General features: G+C 59.8%; 16 protein-coding genes and 1 pseudogene. 9 read left to right on the top strand and 8 right to left on the bottom strand.

Annotated elements, in window-relative coordinates; all coding sequences use genetic code 11:
* Positions 1-22: 22 nt before the first annotated feature.
* A complete protein-coding gene (urtA, locus tag BLS41_RS30225; RefSeq protein WP_074771390.1) occupies positions 23-1,297 on the bottom strand; it encodes an urea ABC transporter substrate-binding protein in 1,275 nt (424 codons plus the stop codon).
* Positions 1,298-1,476: 179 nt separating this feature from the next.
* On the opposite strand from urtA, the gene BLS41_RS30220 reads away from it, so the two are divergent.
* On the top strand, positions 1,477-4,905 hold the full coding sequence (locus BLS41_RS30220) for a hybrid sensor histidine kinase/response regulator (RefSeq protein WP_074771389.1): 3,429 nt from the start codon (positions 1,477-1,479) through the stop codon (positions 4,903-4,905).
* A gap of 55 nt (positions 4,906-4,960) precedes the next feature.
* Entirely contained in the window at positions 4,961-5,875 is a 915-nt protein-coding gene (locus BLS41_RS30215; RefSeq protein ID WP_083380251.1) for a response regulator, read from the top strand.
* Between the two features lie 167 nt (positions 5,876-6,042).
* Here the strand turns inward: BLS41_RS30215 and BLS41_RS30210 are convergent, their stop codons facing one another.
* From BLS41_RS30210 to BLS41_RS30200, 3 genes are all read right to left on the bottom strand, one after another.
* Complete coding sequence (locus tag BLS41_RS30210; protein ID WP_253189838.1) at positions 6,043-6,906, bottom strand: transporter substrate-binding domain-containing protein; 864 nt, start codon at positions 6,904-6,906, stop codon at positions 6,043-6,045.
* Between the two features lie 65 nt (positions 6,907-6,971).
* The gene (locus BLS41_RS30205; RefSeq protein ID WP_074771387.1) at positions 6,972-7,463 is read right to left on the bottom strand and encodes a putative quinol monooxygenase; all 492 of its coding nucleotides are present in this window, start codon (positions 7,461-7,463) and stop codon (positions 6,972-6,974) included.
* Entirely contained in the window at positions 7,444-7,731 is a 288-nt protein-coding gene (locus tag BLS41_RS30200; RefSeq protein ID WP_143026424.1) for an alpha/beta fold hydrolase, read from the bottom strand. Before BLS41_RS30200 ends, BLS41_RS30205 begins: the two co-directional genes overlap by 20 nt.
* A 178-nt stretch (positions 7,732-7,909) precedes the next feature.
* On the opposite strand from BLS41_RS30200, the gene BLS41_RS30195 reads away from it, so the two are divergent.
* On the top strand, positions 7,910-8,872 hold the full coding sequence (locus tag BLS41_RS30195; RefSeq protein ID WP_074771385.1) for a LysR family transcriptional regulator: 963 nt from the start codon (positions 7,910-7,912) through the stop codon (positions 8,870-8,872).
* On the opposite strand, the gene BLS41_RS39215 is transcribed toward BLS41_RS30195, so the two are convergent.
* From BLS41_RS39215 to BLS41_RS30185, 3 genes are all read right to left on the bottom strand, one after another.
* A complete protein-coding gene (locus BLS41_RS39215) occupies positions 8,862-9,023 on the bottom strand; it encodes a hypothetical protein (RefSeq protein ID WP_171910349.1) in 162 nt (53 codons plus the stop codon). The genes BLS41_RS30195 and BLS41_RS39215 overlap by 11 nt on opposite strands.
* A 96-nt stretch (positions 9,024-9,119) precedes the next feature.
* Positions 9,120-10,805, bottom strand: coding sequence for a thiamine pyrophosphate-binding protein (locus BLS41_RS30190; RefSeq protein ID WP_074771384.1), 1,686 nt, complete (start codon positions 10,803-10,805; stop codon positions 9,120-9,122).
* Positions 10,798-12,039, bottom strand: a complete 1,242-nt coding sequence (locus BLS41_RS30185) for an MFS transporter (protein WP_074771383.1) — start codon at positions 12,037-12,039, stop codon at positions 10,798-10,800. The genes BLS41_RS30190 and BLS41_RS30185 overlap by 8 nt, the downstream gene beginning before the upstream one ends.
* Positions 12,040-12,455: 416 nt before the next feature.
* Here BLS41_RS30185 and BLS41_RS30180 point away from each other — a divergent pair.
* Together BLS41_RS30180 and BLS41_RS30175 are read left to right on the top strand one after the other, a co-directional pair.
* Positions 12,456-13,162 (top strand): annotated as a pseudogene (locus tag BLS41_RS30180) (DDE-type integrase/transposase/recombinase); the annotation flags it as partial.
* A 291-nt stretch (positions 13,163-13,453) separates the two neighbouring features.
* Entirely contained in the window at positions 13,454-13,726 is a 273-nt protein-coding gene (locus BLS41_RS30175) for a hypothetical protein (protein WP_253189837.1), read from the top strand.
* Positions 13,727-13,803: 77 nt separating this feature from the next.
* Here BLS41_RS30175 and BLS41_RS39750 read toward each other — a convergent pair whose 3' ends face one another.
* Entirely contained in the window at positions 13,804-14,298 is a 495-nt protein-coding gene (locus BLS41_RS39750) for a hypothetical protein (protein ID WP_253189836.1), read from the bottom strand.
* A gap of 369 nt (positions 14,299-14,667) precedes the next feature.
* Between BLS41_RS39750 and BLS41_RS30165 the strand changes: the two genes are divergently transcribed.
* From BLS41_RS30165 to BLS41_RS30150, 4 genes are all read left to right on the top strand, one after another.
* Entirely contained in the window at positions 14,668-15,657 is a 990-nt protein-coding gene (locus BLS41_RS30165) for a GlxA family transcriptional regulator (RefSeq protein ID WP_074771382.1), read from the top strand.
* Between the two features lie 930 nt (positions 15,658-16,587).
* Positions 16,588-17,379 carry a helix-turn-helix domain-containing protein gene (locus tag BLS41_RS30160; protein WP_253189835.1) on the top strand — a complete coding sequence of 264 codons (792 nt, stop codon included), beginning with the start codon at positions 16,588-16,590 and terminating at the stop codon, positions 17,377-17,379.
* A gap of 46 nt (positions 17,380-17,425) precedes the next feature.
* A complete protein-coding gene (locus BLS41_RS30155) occupies positions 17,426-18,808 on the top strand; it encodes an undecaprenyl-phosphate glucose phosphotransferase (RefSeq protein ID WP_074771381.1) in 1,383 nt (460 codons plus the stop codon).
* Positions 18,809-18,863: 55 nt separating this feature from the next.
* Positions 18,864-20,045, top strand: coding sequence for a polysaccharide biosynthesis/export family protein (locus tag BLS41_RS30150; protein ID WP_436972074.1), 1,182 nt, complete (start codon positions 18,864-18,866; stop codon positions 20,043-20,045).
* Positions 20,046-20,059 lie beyond the last annotated feature (14 nt).

Below are 20,059 nucleotides of genomic sequence, written 5' to 3'. Positions count from 1 at the left end.
CCGCGCAGTTGCAGTTGACGGATTACATGTAGCCCTTCGGGAACGGATTCGGCTGGATCGGCTGGTCGGACTGCGCGACGACCTTGAACTGACCGTCCGCCTGACCCTGCCCGATCAGCGAGCGGCTCCACAGGTGGTGATTCGCATCGACCTTCGCATAGCCCTGCGGCGCATTGGCGACATCGATGCCCGCCGACGATGCCACCACCTTGTCCACGTCGAAGCTGCCGGCGCGCTCGCAGGCGGCCTTCCAGATCCACGGGCCCAGATACGCGGCCTGAGTCACGTCGCCGATCACCGACTTCTGGCCGTAGCGCGCCTTGAATGCGGCGACGAACTTCTTGTTGTTCTCGTTATCGAGCGACTCGAAGTACTTCATCGACGAATAGAAGCCCGCGAAGTTGTCGCCGCCGATGCCGAGCACTTCGTCCTCGGTGACCGACAGTGTCAGCAGGAACTGCTTCTGCGGCGTGATGCCGGCTGCCTTGAGCTGCTTGTAGAACGCGACGTTCGAGCCGCCCACCACGCTTGCGAAAATGCAGTCAGGACGCGCGAGCTTGATCTTGTTCATCAGCGATGCGAACTCGGTCGTGCCGAGCGGGTAATACTCCTCGCCGACGACCTTCGCGTGCAGATGCTGCTCGATATGACGGCGCGCGATCTTGTTCGACGTACGCGGCCAGATGTAGTCCGAGCCGATCAGGAAAAACGTCTTGGCTTTCTTCGTGTTCGACGCCCAGTCGAGCGCCCAGAGAATCTGCTGGGTCGCTTCCTGGCCGGTGTAGAACACGTTCTTCGACTGTTCGAGGCCTTCGTAGAAGGTCGGGTAATAGAGCAGCCCGTTGTCCTTTTCGAACACCGGCAGCACGGCCTTGCGCGAGGCCGAGGTCCAGCAGCCGAACACGGCCGCGACATGGTCGTTCTCCAGCAGCTTCTTCGACTTCTCCGCGAAGGTCGGCCAGTCGGACGCGCCGTCTTCCTGAATGATCTGGATCTTGCGCCCGAGCACGCCGCCCATCGCGTTGATCTGCTCGATCGCGAGGCGTTCGGCCTGGATCGAACCGGTTTCGGAAATCGCCATCGTGCCGGTCGCCGAATGCAACTGGCCGACCGTCACGCTGGTATCCGTCACCGCGAGTCCGGTGGTGTTGACCTTGGCGGTAGGCGGCGTTTGCGCGAACGAAGTGCGCGGCAAGCCCAGCGCCATCAACGGCGCAGCGGCCAGGCCGCCAATCAGTTTCCGGCGCAACGGCGACGGTGTGCGTGCGTCATCTTCGATTCGATCGTCTGCGGACATCACATTCTCCTTATCGGTCGCCCCGGCTTTCTGCCAGGGCTGGTTCGAGTTGGATGCAATGTAGGAAGCCAAATTGGCGACCGGAATACGTCGATTGACGTATTCCCCGCAGTCGCACTGGAATGTAATTTGCATCAGACACCGTTCCGCTCGTTTCCGCACCAATCCAGATCACACTCATGCCCCAGAGTCACCCGTCAGTGGGCACGCCCAGTACCCAGCGCATCGTCAAGGTGCGGCGTGACTACAACGCGTGGGTCGGCGACGAAACGCTCGAGGACTACGCGTTGCGCTTCACGCCGCGTTCGTTTCGACGCTGGTCGGAACTGCGCGTGGCCAACACGGCAATCGGCGCGGTGTCTTTTCTGGTGCTCGAAGCAATCGGCGGCAGTCTTGTCGTCAACTACGGCTTCACGAATGCGGTCTGGGCGATCGCGGTCGTGTCGGTGCTCATCTGGCTCACCAGTCTGCCGATCAGCTATTACGCCGCGCGCCACGGCGTGGACATGGATCTGCTCACGCGCGGCGCGGGCTTCGGCTATATCGGCTCGACGCTCACGTCGCTGCTCTACGCGGTCTTCACGTTTATTTTCTTTGCGCTCGAAGCGGCCATCATGTCGCTCGCGCTGCAACTCTATTTCCATATCTCGCTAGCGATCGCCTATGTACTGAGTTCGCTAGTCGTAATTCCGATCGTGATGTTCGGCATCACGCTGATCAACCGGCTGCAAAGCTGGACCCAGCCGCTGTGGCTGATATTGTTCGCGCTGCCGTATGCGGCGGTGCTGTGGCGTCACCCCGGTCTGGTGCACGAATGGACGACCTTCGCCGGTTTCGCTCCGCAAGGCCGCGCGTTCAGCGTGATCGCGTTCGGGCAGGCCTCGACCGTGGTGTTTGCGTTGATCGTGCAGGTCGGCGAGCAGGTGGATTACCTTCGCTTCCTGCCGCCGCTGACTGCAAAGAATCACAAGCGCTGGTGGCTTGCGCTGCTGTCGGCGGGACCCGGCTGGATCGTGCCCGGCGCGCTCAAGATGTTGGGCGGAGCATTCCTCGCTTTCGTCGCGATCCAGTACGAAGTCAGTCCGACGGAAGCCACGCAGCCCACGCAGATGTACCTCGTCGCCTATCACCTGCTGCTCGATCCGTTTGGGCTCGCGAGCTGGGCGCTGCCCGCGATGACGCTGTTCGTGATCGTTTCGCAGTTGAAGATCAACGTGACGAATGCGTATGCGGGCTCGCTCGCGTGGTCGAATTTTTTTGCGCGTCTGACGCACAGTCATCCGGGTCGCGTAGTGTGGCTCGTGTTCAATGTGATGATCGCGCTGCTGCTCGTGGAAATGGGCGTATTCGAGGCGATCGGCAAGGTGCTGTCGCTCTATGCAAACATCGCCATCGCATGGATCGGCGCTCTGTTCGCCGATCTCGTCATCAACAAGCCGCTGGGGTTTAGCCCGCGCCATATCGAATTCAAACGCGCGCACCTGTACGACGTGAATCCTGTCGGCGTCGGTGCGATGCTGATCGCCGCCGCCGCCGCGATGCTCGCCCAGAGCGGCATGTTCGGCCTGCTGGCGCAAGCCATGTCGTCGTTCATCGCGTTCGGCATGGCGGTGGCCTGTGCACCCGTGCTCGCGATGCTCACGCGCGGGCGCTACTACATCGCGCGCGCCGCGCAGCCCACGGGCGACGCCACCTCGCTTCGCTGCGCGATCTGCGAGAACGCGTTCGAACCCGAAGACACCGCCTTCTGCCCCGCCTACGGCGGCACGATCTGCTCGTTGTGCTGTTCGCTCGACTCACGTTGCCACGATCGCTGCAAGCCGCATGCACGCTTCTCCTCGCAAGCCGATCGTGCGCTGCATCGCGTGTTTCCGCGCGCACGGCTCGGCCCCGCCGCGCTGCGTCTCATGCACTATGCGAGCCTCATGGGCGCGATGCTCGCCGTGCTCGCGAGCGTGCTTTATCTGATCTGGTCACAGAGCGTGACCTCGCTCGCCGCCGACGGATCGTCGATCGACAGCGCGATTGGCCACAGCTTTCTGAAGATATTTTTCGCGCTGTCTCTGGTCGGCTGCATAGCAGCGTGGTGGTTCGTGCTGGAGCGCGAAAGCCGCCGCGTCACGCAGGAAGAATCGCAACGGCAAAACGAATTGCTGATGCAGGAAATCGACGCGCATCAGAAAACCGACGCCGCGCTCAAACGCGCGACGGCTGCCGCCGAATCGGCGAATCAGGCAAAAAGTCGCTATGTGTCCGGTTTGAGCCATGAGTTGCGCACGCCGCTGAACAGCATTCTCGGCTACGCGCAGTTGCTATTGCAGGCGAAAGAAGAGTTTTCGCCTGCACGCTACAGCGCCGTGCGAACGATTCACCGCAGCGGCGAACATCTGCTTGCGCTCGTCGATGGACTGCTCGATGTCGCGCGAATCGAGGCGGGCAAGCTGGAACTGAACATTGCGCGCGTGTCACTCGCGGATTTCGTCGCACACGTCACCTCGATGCTGCGCCCGCAGGCGCTCGAAAAAGCGCTCGCTTTCGATGTGCAGACCGTAGGCCGCCTGCCCGCCACCGTGCGTACCGACCAGAAATGCATGGGGCAGATTCTGACCAATCTGATCGGCAATGCGATTCGCTTCACGTCCACAGGAACTGTGACGCTGCGCGTGAGCCACGTGCTCGACACCTTGAAGTTCGAAGTCGTCGACACCGGCCCCGGCATCCCTCCCGCCGAAATGGAACGCCTGTTCCTGCCGTTCGAGCGAGGCGAAGCGGCCGTTGCGCACGATCACGGCGCAGGACTGGGATTGACGATCTGCCGACTTCTCACGCAGGCGCTCGGCGGCAGTCTCGAAGTGGATAGCGAGGTCGGGCGCGGCACGCGCTTCATCGTGCGGCTGTTCGCGCCGGCGGTGAACAGCGCGGCCGATGCGCGCACTGAACTCGCGGCGATCCGCGGCTATACGGGGCCGCAACGCGCGATTCTGGTGGTCGACGATCTAGCGGACCAGCGCGGCATCGTCGTGCAACTGCTGACGCCGCTCGGCTTCGATGTCGCCGAGGCGGAGAGCGGCCCCGACGCGCTGCGCTGGCTGGCCACACACACCGTCGACGCGATCATTATGGACATCTCCATGCCGCTGATGGACGGCTACGAGGCCAGCCGGCTGATTCGCGAAAACCAGTTGTCGAGCGCCCCGATCGTCCTGCTTTCGGCTAACGCTTTTGCCGACGATCGGGAGCGTGCGAGCGCGACCGGCTGCGCGGGATATCTCGTGAAGCCGCTCCAGATCAACCTGTTGCTCGACAAGCTCGCGCAGTTGCTGGTGCTCGACTGGATTGCATCCGAGCCGTCCGCACCCGCACGCGCTGCGCCGCCCGTCAGGCACGCATCACTGGACGTCGAGTGGCCGAAAGCGCTGCTCGAACGGCTGCGCGCGCATCTCGACGTCGGCTACCTGCAAGGGGTGATCGAACAACTCGACTCGGCGCGTGCAACATGGCCCGCGCTACAGGAGCAGATCGACGTGTTGCGCGTTCTGGCAGAACGCTTTCAGCTAAGGGAGCTTGAGCATGAACTCGACCGACTGTCTCGCGCCGCGGGCGTCTGACGCGCGTGCGGTGAACGCCGCGGATGCATCGCCCGAGTGGCTGCGCGACCGCCCCGTGGTGTTGATTGTCGACGACACGCCGGACAACCTTGCTTTTCTCTCGGATACGCTTCAGGCGCATGGTTACGCCGTGCTGGTCGCGCTCTCGGGCGAAGACGCACTCAAACGCCTCGCACGCGTGACGCCCGACGTCGTGTTGCTCGACGCGATGATGCCGGGCATGGATGGCTTCGAGACTTGCAGCCATCTCAAGCAGGACGTGCGCCATGAACATCTGCCTGTGATCTTCATGACCGCATTGACGGAAAGCGAGCACGTGGTGCGCGCGTTCCGCGTCGGCGGCATCGACTATGTGACGAAACCCGTGCGGCCCGAGGAGGTGTGTGCGCGCATCGGCGCCCATGTGCAGCGCTCGCGTGCGCAACTCTATGCGCACGCGGCGCTGTCGCTCGAAGCGCATGCGGCGCTTGTCGTCGATGCCGACGGCGCGATTCGCTGGCAGAGTCCGCTGGCGGCACGGCAGATTTCCGCCTACCGGGCGAGCCACGCCGACGACACCGTCCAGGCGGTGGCGCGCCCCATGTTGCCGCCGCCGTTGCGCGACTGGTTTGCGGACTGGCTCGCGCGCGGGAGGCCCGCCGATGCCGTCCTCGAATTCACTGCGGGACATGTGCGACGTTCTGCGAGCGCGACTTCCGCTCCCGATCCCGGAGAGTGGATTCTCACCCTCAAGGAAACCGACGATACCGTGCACAGCAGCGCGCTGGCCGCGCGTTTCAACTTGACGGTCCGCGAGGCCGAAGTGCTGCTCTGGGTCTCTCGCGGCAAGACGAATCGTGATATCGGCGACATTCTCGGCATGGCGCCGCGCACCGTAAACAAGCACCTCGAACATCTGTTCCGCAAGCTGCACGTCGAAACGCGCGCGGCTGCCGCTGCGGTTGCGATCAAGGCGCTGGACCGGACCTGAAACTGGCGGGACTTGTTAATGCAACACCAGCGGTTTTTAGGAGTTTTCGCGTTGAATTCAGCTACCGCTACCGCACCCGCGTCGAAATAGTTGAGATAAACCGTGGGTCACGCGTGTAGCCCACGTTGTAGCGACGCCAGGCAATCGGCTTCGGGTTATCGATCGCGCTAGTCGCCATCCTTTGCAACCGATGCACCCTCAACGTGGTTTCGCGCGAGCGACGCAGCAACGAATCCAGACGCTCTCATCGTGTCGATAAAGTTCGCAAGACAGGCGGCGGCTATAGCGCCTCGCGACTTACGCACCCCCATCGCCTGCCGGATCACCATGAATCGTTGATCTAGCACACGCAGGCCACCGGCACTCGATGCCTGTTGCTCCAGCTGTGGCTTGATCCCGGCCAGGACATCGAGATGTTCGCTCAAGAAAGCCGGCATGACCGCCGACGACGGCGAAATCCGCACGATCTTCGCGTGTTGCAACGTACGCGACAAAAACAGGTCGTATGCACTACCTCTGCTGACAGCCACGGTGATATCCGGCCGGTCAACCTGCTCGTTGAGGGTAATCGGCGAATCGCTGCGGACGGCATACGCGCCTTCAATCAACACGTAGGGCGCTGTAAAACTGATCTCTCCACCACGCTTCGGATCGACAGCGAAAAACCCTATGTCGGCCTGATTGTTCTCGACATTCTCGACAGAGGCTTTTGCAGACTTGACGGGGACGAGCTGCAGGGGCACGCCAAGACGCCTGGCCAGTTCCGTAGCGAGATCGACGGACACGCCGACAGCTTTTGCGCCTTGAGTATCAAGCGTGGCAAGAACCGGATTACCCAGATTGATTGATGCACGCAGCGTTCCGTTCGGCGCCAATGCGTTGACGACCGATGCGTCGACAGGTCCGCTGACGCAAGTGGATGCATCTGAGGCTGACTGCGCGTGCACAGCCGTCACACCAAAGCCCATCAAACAGGCCACGCCGAACCAGGTGAAAAGTGCTCGCCGTCCGGCGGCATCAACGATTGCCATGTTTGCTCCATAGTTTTGTGATTCAGGACAAGGCCGCGCTGCGATCAGTGCTATTCGCGCAACCGCTATTGCGTCTGTGGCATTGCACGGTGAATCCGCTCATCGAAGGGGCCGCCCAGGAGTGGTTGCAAACCGGAACGCAGCGCCTTGACATAAGGCCGGGAGACAAAGTCGTCGTAGCCCGCGGCAGAAGAGAACTTCTCAAGCAATGTGAAGTGATTTTCCGCGCCCATCTGCTGCAGCACATCTATGCTGACCACCGCCGTATCATGCGCTGCCTGTTGTTCGAACGACTGCAACAGCGGCAGTGCGGTCTTAAGGTCCTTGGGTTCGATGTCTACATGCACGACCGCATAAATCGCAAGAGGGCTCGCGGACTTTGCCACTTCAGCCGCGGATGCCGCGCCAGACAACGCTACGCTTGCCACAATAGAGGCAGCCAGAAAAATCTTCATTCTTAAAGCATCCCGATCGATTGTAAAAAGAAAGTGCGGAAAGCGGCGCACCGCCCCCAACGTTCCGGTAAAGCTCGCGTCGCTACTGCAAAGTTGCGCCATTCGCCAGCTCGCGAAGCAGCACCTTGTGAAAGAGCGCAGGTTCCCGCATTTGAGGAGCATGTCCGGAATCAGTGAACTCAATCAGTTTCACATCCGGAATCACCGCTGCAGCAGCCCGGGCAAGTTCCGGATAATTGCCGAGTGAAGAACGGATCGCCATAGGCGCATATTCCTTACCAATGGCCGTGGTGTCCTTGTCCCCGATCATCAGCACGGTCGGTGTAGGGATCTGCGGCAACTCGTAGAACACCGGCTGCGTCAGAATCATGTCGCACAGCAATGCTGAATCGCAGGCTACGCGGGTACGCTCGCGCTCCGCGATACATGCCGGCCAGCATCTGCACCGAGGGTTCATACGAGTCGCGCCACTGACCGGCAAAGTCATAGACGTTACACTTCCCGCTCACGCAATCATCGCTTTCCGCGAAGCCCTGTCGACGGCCCCTATGAATTCGGACGACCTCGAACTTTTCTCTCGCGTCGCGAGAACACGCAGCATCTCGCGCGCAGCACTGGAAACCGGTATCAACCAGTCAACCGTCAGCCGGCGTATCACCATGCTGGAAACCGAGCTCGGCGTACGCCTGTTCCGACGAAGTGGCCGGGGCGTCACGCTGACCGAACGCGGCCAGGTGTTGCTCGCCTACGCCGCGACCATGGAGAAAACTCTCGAAGAAGCGACCCGAACCCTTCGCAACAGTTCCGAACTCGGACCGGCACAGATTTGTATCGCCGCCCAGCCGACCGTCGCGCGGATCATGTTCGGCGCGCTGCGACATGAACTGGGCGCTCGCTATCCGCAGACACGGGTCCGGTTTGTCGAAGGTCTTGCCAGCCAGCTTCTGGGCATGCTGCAGGACGGCAAGATAGACATCGGCATCATGTATGTGCCCGAGCAGCGCGGAGCATTGCAGTACGATCTGTTGTTCAGCGAACGCGTCTGCCTCATCACGCCACCCGACTATCCATTGCGCGGCGACTCGATCAACGTGAGCGAACTCGCCAACATCCCGTTGATCCTGCCTAGCACGCATCACGGCTTACGTTTGCTGGTCGAATCGCTCGCCGCACGTGAAGGCTTCACGCCTAAAATCGCGCTCGAATGCGACGGCTCGATCTCGATTACAAAGCGGCTGGTGCTCGCTAACTGCGGATGTTCAGTGTTACCTGCCGCTGCCGTCGTCGAAGAGGTCGCGGCTGGACGACTCAAAAGCTTCCGCCTCGACAACCCGGCAGTGGAACGCGATGTTGCCATCGTCTGGTCCCAGAACAGTTCGACATCCGGGGGCCTCTGGGATATCGCGCAGATCATCCGCGATACGGCAGCGACGCTGGTGCGCAACAACGAATGGCCCGGCACCGCAGCCAGCGTCGGCCGGCCAGATAGTCCGACGCTGGTCAAGCCCTGACCGGCCCACCGTCCCGAAGCCGCCTGCGGTTGAGCGGATTGCCGTTCTTCAGTGATTCGGGCAATTCGCGGAACGTGTCGAATGCCGCGTCCGCCAGCTCGCAGGCGGACGCGACGTCCGCTTCGGTGGCGGCGCCGAAGGCCGGCGTCAATTGCTCGCCGCTATGAGCCGCCCACGCAAACAGGTCGCCGCCTGCCCCTTGACAGTCCGGTGGCCCAGAATCATTTCGCCGACTATCTGCATGGCTTCAGAGCTCCACGAGACGGTTGGCAGGCGTGATCTGTCGCGGATCGGTGCGCAACTCGATCAGTGCGGCCACACCCGACTGCTGTGCGCGCGCAAACGCGGCAGGAAAGTCCTCGGTGCGCTCGACGCGTTCAGCATGGGCGCCAAACGACTTCGCGAACGCGATGAAGTCCGGGTTAGAGAGCCGCGTCGCCGAGACGCGCCCCGGATATTCGCGCTCCTGATGCATGCGGATCGTGCCGAGCATGCCGTTATTGACGACGATCACAACCAGCGGTGCGCCGAACTGCATCGCGGTTGCAAGCTCTTGCGGATACATCATGAAGCAGCCGTCGCCCGCGAAGCACACGACGTCGCGCTCGGGATACCGCAGCTTCGCGGCGATCGCGGCGGGAAAGCCATAGCCCATCGCTCCGTTGGTCGGCGCGAGTTCGGTTGCGCCCTGCCGGTATCGATAGAAGCGATGCACCCAGACCGTGTAGTTGCCTGCGCCGTTGGTGATGACCGCGTCGTCCGGCAAAACGTTGTTCAGATGAGTCACGACAGACGCCAGATCCACGCCCGCAAGCTCCGGCGCCGGAGCGGGCGGCTTCGAATGTGCGAGGTAGTCGGCGCGGGCGGCAGCGGTCCACGCGTGCCAGACCTGTGCGTCGTTGCGAGCGCTGTCGTCAGCCGTTGGCGATAGCGCGTCCAAAGCGTGGGCAAACGCGCGCATTCCGGAGTTGATCGGCAAATCTGCCTGATAGACGCGCCCCAGTTCCTGCGGGTCGGGGTGCACGTGGACCAGGGTCTGTCGCGGTCGAGGACTCTCGAACACCGTATAGCCGGAGGACGTCGTTTCACTCAGGCGCGAGCCGATCACGATCAGCAGATCGGCCTCGCGGGCACGGGCTGCCAGTTGCGGCGAGACACCCAGTCCCAGTTGGCCAACATAATGGGAATCCCGGTTGTCGAAGAGGTCCTGGCGACGGAACGACGCGGCGACCGGCAGATTATGCGCGACCACGAAACGCCTTAACGCGTCGCACGCTTCTCTGTCCCAGCCCGTCCCGCCAACCACGACCAGCGGTTGACGTGCCGTCTCGAGCAAACGCGCGAGTTCGGCCATCGCAGACGATTCCGGCGCGGCCTGCGCGACGCGCACTGCTGGTGCGTCGGCAGCGACCCCTGAATTGAACAGCACGTCCTCGGGCAAACCAATCACCACCGGCCCAGGGCGTCCCGACATCGCGATGCTAAAGGCCTTCGCCACGATCTCCGGAATCCGCTCAAGGCTGTCGATTTCCGTGACCCATTTCGCGAGCCCGCCGAACATCTGGCGATAGTCGACCTCCTGGAAAGCCTCACGTCCAATGAAGCCCCGCTCGACCTGGCCGATGAACAGGATCATCGGCGTCGAGTCTTCGCGGGCGGTGTGCACACCGTTCGATGCATGGGTGGCGCCCGGGCCTCGCGTCACGAAACAGATGCCGGGACGACCGGTCAATTTGCCGTGCGCGTCCGCCATATTGGACGCCGCGCCCTCGTGACGCGTGACGATGGTGCGAATACCGTGCGCGTCGTGCAGCGCGTCGAGGACCGGCAAATAGCTTTCGCCGGGTACGCAATACACGGTATCGACGGCATTGCGCGCCAACGCGTCAACGAGAATCTGACCGCCGTTGCGCGATGCAAGTGTTTCAGACATGGACTTCGAGCTCCTTATTACGGGTTTCGGGTATGACGATCGCAACGGCGAACACCAGCAGGTAGGCGAGCGCAGCCCATACGCCGATCGATTTTGCAAGACCCATCGATGTGCTGGTCAGGCCGACAGCGGCGGGCACGAGCGCGCCAATACCTCGGCCAAAGTTGTATGAAAAGCCTCCGGCCGTCCCTCTGATCTGCGCGGGGAAAAGTTCTGTAAAGCACGCGCCCATGCCGGACACGATGCCGGACTGAAAGAGTCCGAGCGGAAAACCAAGCAGTAGCAGCACGCTCATCGGCAGATGCAACTGCGTGTAGACCAGCACGGTAACCGTGGCACCGGCCGCCGACAGTGCGAACGTTTTACGGCGGCCAAGGCCGTCGCTGAGGTAGGCCATGCCGATATAGCCGCAAAACGAACCAAAGATGTTCACCGCGAGATAAACCGACGTCATGCCAACGGTCAGACTTTGTGTTTGCCGCAGATAGGTGACCAACCAGGTAAGGATCGTGTAGTTGCCGCCCAGCGCCCCTGCGGCCATCAGAGACGCGAGCGCGGTCAGGCGAAAGACGCCGGGTGAAAAAATCAGCGCGAAGGTACCAAACAGGCCGCTCTTCTTGCGATACTCCGCCGCTGCTTCGAAGGCGGACGATTCTTCAATGTTCCGGCGCATCCAAAGCACGAGCAGACCCGGCAGGATGCCGATCATGAACAATGCACGCCACGCCAGGTGCTCCGGCAACCCGCTGTAGAGCGCCCAATATGCGAGGGCGGCCAGTGCGTAGCCGACGGGCCAGCCACTTTGCACCGAGCCGACCGCGCGTCCACGAATGCGCTTATCGACCACCTCCCCTATAAGGACGGCGCCTGCGGCCCACTCTCCGCCAAAGCCCAGCCCCTGAAGACTACGGGTGACAAGCAACTGATGGAAATCGTTCGTCAATGCCGACAGCCCTGTGAACAGGGAAAACCACAGAATGGCGATTTTGAGGACACGCACCCGTCCGATACGGTCAGCGAGCAGACCGGCGACTACACCGCCGACTGCGGAAAAGATTAATGCCGATGTCCCGAGCACGCCGGCCTGAGCTTTGGTCATTCCCCAGATCGTCAACAAGGTAGGAATGACGAACGCGAAGATCTGCACGTCCATCGCGTCGAGAACCCAACCCAGGAAGCACGCCCAAAAAGTGCGGCGTTGGGAGGCCAACATACTGCTGTACCAGGACTGCATTGTCATCTCCGATATTGACGGCATCAGCCCTTTGAACACCAGCTGTGCGACGCCTTCTGTGATTGCACGGTCATGCGGGCCTCTCTGATAGCCCGTTGGCCTTGAGGGAAGTATGCAGATTCAAACCATTGCACTCATGACCTCTGCTGCATAACAGCTATGCAGCAGAGGCCCGGGCACCGGCACAGAGCACGTTGCGACAGAGGCCGCTGGGACGGTGTCCAACGGCTAGATGCTGTCCAGCGCTCTGCGGTTCACGCAGACGCTAGAGCGTGCTCTTCCCGATACCGAGGTGCTGGTTCAACTAAATGACGTCGATCTTCCGGACAACGCCGGTATGCAACAGCAAACTGCGATGCGTTTCTCGGGCGATGCATCGATAGGTAGAGTTAGAGCTTCAACGCTTGCTTCTATCAGCCTTGCCGAGCTACGGCTATCGACGGGTCTGGGGCCTGCTGCGAAGTGGGCGGGAATTGTGATGCGAGATTCCAGTGAACGCGAAACGTGTTTATTGCGTGATGCGCCAGTACGATTTGCTGCTTCACAGGAGGCCTGCGAGGCCGCGCATCGAGCGTCGGCATGAAGGTACGGTGGCGGTGCCCAGAAGCAATCAGCGATGGCGCTCTGACGGTTTCGAGTTTCATTGCGACAACGGCGAGCCGCTGCGCGTGACGTTCGCGCTCGATTGTTGCGACCGTGAAGCAATGAGCTGGGCAGCGACAACAGGCTGTCATAACGGCGACGTAGTGCGCGACGTTCATGCTGGCGGCTGTCGAACATCGTTTCGGGAACGTTCCCAAAGCGCCTGCGCAAATCGAATGGCTGAGCGACAACCGCTCGGGGTACATTGCCGAAAAGACCCGTGCGTTCGCTTCAGCTATTGGTCTCAAGCCGTTGACCACGTCCGTATGTAACCTTCAATGCAACGGCATGGAAGAAAGCTTCGTCAAGACGACGAAGCGCGATTACGTGGTGTTCATGCCGAAGCCGGACGCGACGACCACTGTGCGCAATCTGGTCGTCGCATTCGAACACCACAACGACAAAACACCCGCATAGCGCGCTGAAATACCGCTCGCCGCGCGAGTTCCGCCGTAAAACCGATTCATCAACCTTAGTGTGAGATGGTGTCCGGGACTACGGGGAAAATCCATCAATATCTTGGAATAGCTCTATTTCACGTACTGATCGGTCAACAACATGAGCTATTCAGCCTTCTTTTTCCACCTGTCACTTTGAGTGCCTACACTCAGCCTCGGCCTTTCGAGGGGCGCCTCTCTCAGGCAAACCCGGCTCCTCGAGTTTTCATCCTGCCGCCCTCCGGGGCGGCGGGTCTTTTTGCTTTAGCAGACTATCAGGGCCATTTCGCGATGTTGCAACGTGCGGAATACCGGCACTCGGGAAGCAACGTGTTATGTCCTTCCTTCACGCGGTTCCTCCCCAAACCATCGGCGCAACACGTCATTCGAATGCGGCTCTTGAGGAAGTCATGCAACTGCCAAACGTCAATAATTTTTTCAAGGATCAGCAATCCGGCATCACGTACAACGTTTGTGCCTATCGTGAGCTTTCCTGGGAAGAGAGAATGCGCGCCGTTCAGGTCTTCATTCAGCAACAGGGCTGTCACCCAACAAAGCAAAAAAGGGTTGTTAAAATTTTTTCCGTCATGGGACTCAGCGACCGGTGAAGGCACCCGCATCGCGTAACTCAACAAGTCGTGCGACAGACTTTCCAACCGGCCTGTCGATGTCTCACGCGCTAAATTTATTTAGAAAGAGAAAGCAGATCCGCAACGCTAACATTGGGAAATTTTTTTGTGAGTATGTCCCAGAAAATTATGTCATGCATTGCACTCGCTTCTTCGGCCGTATTCCATTTTTTGGCTCCAACTATAGCGTCGGCAGTCTCGTTTGCGGCATCAACGATTGTCTTGATTTCTTGTCTTTGCATGAATGGGTTATCGGCTGTGTTTCGGGAATATTTAGGCTCGCGCGCAATCGTTTGCATGTGGAACGAATAAAACGCTCGCATCCCTTCACAATCAATTTTTTTACCGGCTCTCTCCGTTGTACGTCTGTAGACTCGCGCCACATAATACTCGCGTCGTCTTACAGAAATGGCACCAGAAACACGATCTGGTACATCAACTCTACTCGAGGTGAGTGCGCCAAAAGCCTTACGGGTAAATATCTTGTCAGGCGGGAGCCTTTGCGGACATGGACGGACCAGGCTGCCAAAAAAGCGGCCATGCACAGGCATCGCAACTCTCAGGTTAAGGCATAAGTGCTGCGCAATGTAGAAGCTCGTCTAACGCCAAATCGTTGTCCTATTTTGGCACCAATTCAGTGCCTGAAGCCAATCCGCCGTCCTTTCCTGCCCTATTCAAGCGGCGCGATATAACGCTCTACCTCATTTCAGCGATTTTTTTCAATTATCCGAAAAAAAGCTCGTTAAACGCTTATTCTTGCGGCTTTCCCGCTGACCACCGCATAGCCGGAGCTGACAACGTATTGGTGAATTCCGCCATATAATATTGGCGAAGCATTATTTGCATAGAATTCGTCCGAAAAGATAAATAACAGGCCTTGAAAGAGGCTCACAGGCCACGAAAGATTACGGGGGAAAACAATGGAGCTGGTACATACTCCGCCGCTTGACTCACGTCGCCGCACGGTCGTACAGAGTCAGGCGAGCAGAACGATTCGCGTCGATATGGCGTTGTTCGACGGGTTTGCGCTGCCCAAAGTCGCGGCGCTGATCGAAATATTTCATAAGGCGAACGCGTTGTCGGTATCGCAAAGATCGGGCCGCATCCGCTATGACATATCGCTCCTTTCGGTAGCGGGAGGGCGTATCGCGAGTTCGTCCTCTGTTTTCGTCTGGACCGATAGCGTCGACACACACAGGGGAACGAACGACACACACGTGATGTTCATTGCCGGGGGCGCAGGCGTACAGCGGGCATGTCTCGATGAACGCCTCTGCCATTGGCTACGCCACCGGCACCAGTTTAGCGAGATAGTTCATCCCATCGCGGAAGGCCATCTGCTTCTCGCGGCCGCCGGACGTTCCAGTCGACCTGTTTCACGCCAGGATGAAACCCCCGGCGCAGGCCGCGCCTCGTTACGAAATATTGCACCCACCGCAGTGAGTACCGCTCTGCAGATCATCGAGCAAGATCTTGGCTCGGAGCTGGCGGCGTACGTCGCCCAGTCGGTTCTGCCAGTTCACAAGACGCCCTTCGGTTCTTCTGTCGCTCGAGGCGCAGCACCGCAGGTCAGCGACAAGATCATGGCATCGGCGCGTTGGCTGGATGCCAACGTCGATCGTCCCATTTCAATCGACTACGCGGCTCGCCTCGCTGCGATGAGCGAGCGCAACTTCTTACGGCGCTTCAAAAATGAAATAGGTATGACGCCGTCCGACTATCTTCTGCGTTCAAGATTGAATTTAAGCTGCCAAATGCTCGTCGAGTCGCGCTTGCCTATCGACAAGATCGCACGAAGATGTGGAATCGGCAGCGGTGGTCAATTAGCGAAACTGTTCAGAAAGTATCTTTCGACCACCCCCACCGCATATAGAACAAGCAACACGACTGATCAAAGCGGAATGTCCTGAAGCAACGAGGTGACTCGACGCCGAGACGAGTCCGCGCACGGCAGCCCTACCGATGAGCGGTTTCGCTCGCCGCTTGCACCGCCAACAACACAATTGAAAAGGCACTCGACCTTTTCTTCTCGATGAAACGTTCACCGACACTTTGGCTATCAAGGGTACTCGGGCCGTCTATTCACGCCTCGCACTCCTCACCTGATTAGCCGGTCGTCGGCGGACAGACGTTCTCTTCCCGCATCAGCTCTCTCTCTTCTTGTCGCATCTGCGCTTATCAGTCGTTTTTTCCCACTGGATGCCCCATCAAAAAATTATTGCCTTTCCCGATTAGGCAATAAGCGATCGATTTCCCAGCGAAGAATAGATCCACAGGCAATTTCCGGAACGCCGAACCTGAAGACGTCGGGGCGCGGCCAACCAAGCCGTTCCGTTACATATCTCCATATCGTCAAGATAACAAAGTTTACTTTGGGTCGCTCAAGAGCGTCATTGCAATTGCGTCGTTCTTCATGTCCCTCCTTGCAGGGTGCCATTTCGCCACCGGTCTTGAGCAATTCCGCCAACAACATGGTTGATTCGGACGACTCATTCTGATGAGAGCGCCACCGCACATATGATGCGCTGCAGAAAACCTGACTTCGCTAATAGTGCCGGGGGGCCAGCGGTATGGAATGTGCGGCGGATACTACAAAAAAGACGGTTCATCTCATGATGCGCGGGCGTATTGGACTAATCCGAGGCGGCAGGACAATTGTGATTCTATTGTTCGAGGGCTTCTCTCTGATTCATATGGGACGTCTTGCAGAGACATTCAGTCTTGCGAACCAACTTCGTCACTCGAGCGAAACACCGCGAAGTTATTACGAACTACGGCTCGTCTCAACCAGAGGAGGAGCCATTCGCTCGTCGTCGGGGGTACTGATCTGGACTGACGCATTGGAATCCCATTACGCGAAAAATGTCCACGCTCTGTTCGCACTCGGTGCCGCAGCTACACCGGCGGAGAAAGACGAGCGACTGCTTTCATGGTTACGCAACACCTACCCTCATGCCCAGATCGTCCACGGGGTTGGTGCTGGCCGCGACACGCTCCGCCTCGCCGGTCTCGAGCCGAAAGAATCGGCCGAGGACCAGCCAACGAGAACCCCTGTTGCGCCAGACGCTCCGCCCGGACACGATGCCACGGTTTCCGATGCGGAGGCGGGCATTGCACTAAGCAGCGCACTGACCGTTGTGACGCGGGACTGCGGTTTCGAGACCGCCAGTCAAGTTGCACAAGCCTTGCAACCCGTTACGCCAAAACAGTTCACTCGCGCAGTATTTGATTCCAGCGAGTCGCGTGCAAGCGACCTCATTCGCACCTCTGCACAACACCTGCGTGCCAATAGCGAGCGCCGAATTTCGATTGCAAAAACGGCGCAACTGGTCGCGATGAGTGAGCGCAATTTCCTGCGCCGCTTCAAGCAGGAAATCGGCGTCACTCCAACCGAGTTCGTTCTTCGGGTGCGCCTCGAGAAAGCTTGCCACATGCTGGTCGATACAGACCTGCCTGCCGACAAGATTGCCCGCCGCACCGGACTAGGCAGCGGCGACAGGCTCTCCAAACTGTTTCGTCAGCATTTGTCGATGTCACCGACCGAGTATCGGACCGCCGAGCGCAATCGTCTTGCCGATAACGGCGCGTCCGAACCCTCGACGCTCAGACGAGTGCGCCGCCCTGCCTCCTAACGAGCCACATTGCTGGACGGTCCGCCTCCAGACCCAAGGAGATCCCATGAAAAGAACTCTCTCGCGTGCTATCGATAGCGGGTGCCTGGCGCTCGCAGCAGTCATTGCAACCCTGATCGCTCCTGCACGAAGCCATGAAAACGGCGCACTGCAGTTACTGTTCGCGATCGTGATCCTGATGGCGTCTACCGCCATTTTGCCGGCATGTCGTGCGTACGCCGTTCCTCCTATGCGCTCGATACATCGCCTATGTACTCGAGTTTTGCCGGCCTGGTTAGGTTTGCAGTTCGGGGGGGGGCTGCTCCTGCTTTCGATTAACCGGCTGGACGCGGCCATCGCTTCCTGGATGGCATGGTGGACAGTAGTCGGCGTCGTCATGCTTGCCGCCTGGCGCCTGACCGGGCACACGACGGATCCGGCCTTGCGTGCGCGAAGACGTCCGGCCCGCCATGTGGCCGTCGTCGGACATGGGGACTATCTCAAGCAGATCGTCGCCAAGGTGGATGCCCGCGACCATCTGGATTTTCGGGTCGCCGATGTCGTCGAGCTGCACGCCTCCAACACGGGAACGGACGAAGAAGTCGTTGAATTTGTCGAAACGCGCTTCGCTCACCTGGTGGAGCAGGCGAAATCCGGCGGCATCCAGGAAGTATGGCTCGCGTTGCCGTTGTCGGCTCATGCAGTCACGGCCCGTTGTACTGACGCGCTCCGGAACACACTCGTTGAGATCCGGTTAATGCCGGATTTCATGCCGTTAGGACTGTATGCGGGTATTGCATCGGCCAACGCACTCGACATTCCGTCGATCAGTCTGTCGCCGTCGGCCATTTCCGACGAAGCGATGGCCGGCAAGGAGATTTTCGACCGGGCTTTTGCGCTGGCTGCATTGGCCGCGCTCTCACCGCTGTTCATCGCGATCGCCATCGCTATCAAGATTTCGTCGCCGGGTCCGGTCTTTTTCCGGCAACGCCGCAAAGGCCTGAAGGGCCGGCCGTTTTCAATCTACAAGTTTCGCTCGATGCGGGTCCACGCACAGGAGCACGGCGTGGTGCGTCAGGCAACCCGCAACGACAGTCGTATTACGCGTGTTGGCGGCTTCCTTCGTCGTACCAGTCTCGACGAGATTCCGCAGTTCATCAATGTGCTACGCGGCGACATGTCGATCGTCGGTCCCCGGCCTCACGCGCTCGAACACGACGACCTGTACGGCCCCCTCATTCTCGGCTATGTCGACCGTTATCGAATCAAGCCCGGCATTACAGGATGGGCCCAGATCAACGGCTACCGGGGTGAGACGGACGCACTGGAAAAGATGGCCGGTCGCGTGGAGTACGACCTTTACTACCTGCGCCATCGATCGTTCTGGATGGACATCAAAATCGTTTTACACACGGTGATTCGTGGTTTTTCCGGCAACCAGGCCTATTAAACATTATGTGGATCGGCAGTCCGGGAGAAGACGGTCTGCAAGCCCCACGAAAGGAATTGAAGTGAAGCATTCGAACCTGTGGTTCCCTGTGCTCGGGCGCAGCGGAGTCAAAGTATTTCCGATAACGCGGCTGGCAGGACTCGCAGCGCTGTCGTTCGCGCTCTCGGCGTGCTCGATTGCGCCCGGCATGAAGATGCAAAGCAACTCGTCGTTACCTGTCGGCGATGCGACGGCCCAAACGCCGGCCGAAAAATTGCCTGTGCCGACAACGGAAGTGACGTTGTCGTCGATCGATGACATCAGCAGCCAGGCGGATCACCGCGACGACGCCAATCTCGCCGCCCTGCTCGCCCGCGCGCAGAGCTACACGGTCGGCGCCGGCGATGTGCTCCAGATCACCGTCTGGGACCACCCGGAACTCGCTGCCGCGCTGGGGGCGCAGCCGCCCGCCGACTCGCGTGCCTACGATCCGCCGCCTGGATTCGTTATCGACGATAGCGGCTTCCTGCGGTTCCCGTACGTCGGCAGCGTTCGGGTTCAGGGTATGAAGATCGACGAGATCCAGCAGAAGATCGCCACGGAATTGGGCAAATCGTTTCACAACCCTCAGGTGACGGTGCGCGTGGCGTCGTTTCGCGCCAAGCAGGTGTACGTCGACGGAGAAGTTCGCACGCCGGGCGCGCAAGCCGTCAACGATATTCCCACCAGCCTGTATGACGCGATCAGTCATGCGGGAGGATTCAGTGCGGCGGCGGATCAGAGCCGCATCACGTTGACCCGTGACGGTCGATCGTACGACATCAACTTCACGAAAATGCTGCAACGTGGTGTGAATCCATCAAAGATCATGCTGCGCGCCGGCGACCTCGTTCGTGTCTCCGCCAGAGAAGAAAACGGTGTGTTCGTGCTCGGCGAAGTGACCAAGCCCGTGACCGCACTTCCGCTACGCAGCGGACAACTCACGTTGAGCGACGCGATTTCGCAAGCCGGAAGCATCAGTTCAACGACGGCCGATGCAGCACAACTCTATGTCATTCGCGGCGTGGGCAAGGACGCGCACGTGTATCACCTCGACGCCGGCTCACCCGTGTCGATGATTCTCGCCAACCGCTTCGAATTGCAGCCCAAGGACATCGTGTATGTCGACGGCAACGGCCTGGTGCGGTTCAGCCGTGTCTTGAGTCTGCTGCTTCCTGGCATTACCGCAGGTCTCTATGCTGGCCTGGTGACGAAATGATCATCGGCCAAGGC

Source organism: Paraburkholderia fungorum (genome assembly GCF_900099835.1).
Taxonomy (GTDB): domain Bacteria; phylum Pseudomonadota; class Gammaproteobacteria; order Burkholderiales; family Burkholderiaceae; genus Paraburkholderia; species Paraburkholderia fungorum_A.
The sequence above is the reverse complement of the archived record's forward strand: the minus strand, read 5'-3'. Positions and strand labels throughout refer to the sequence as shown.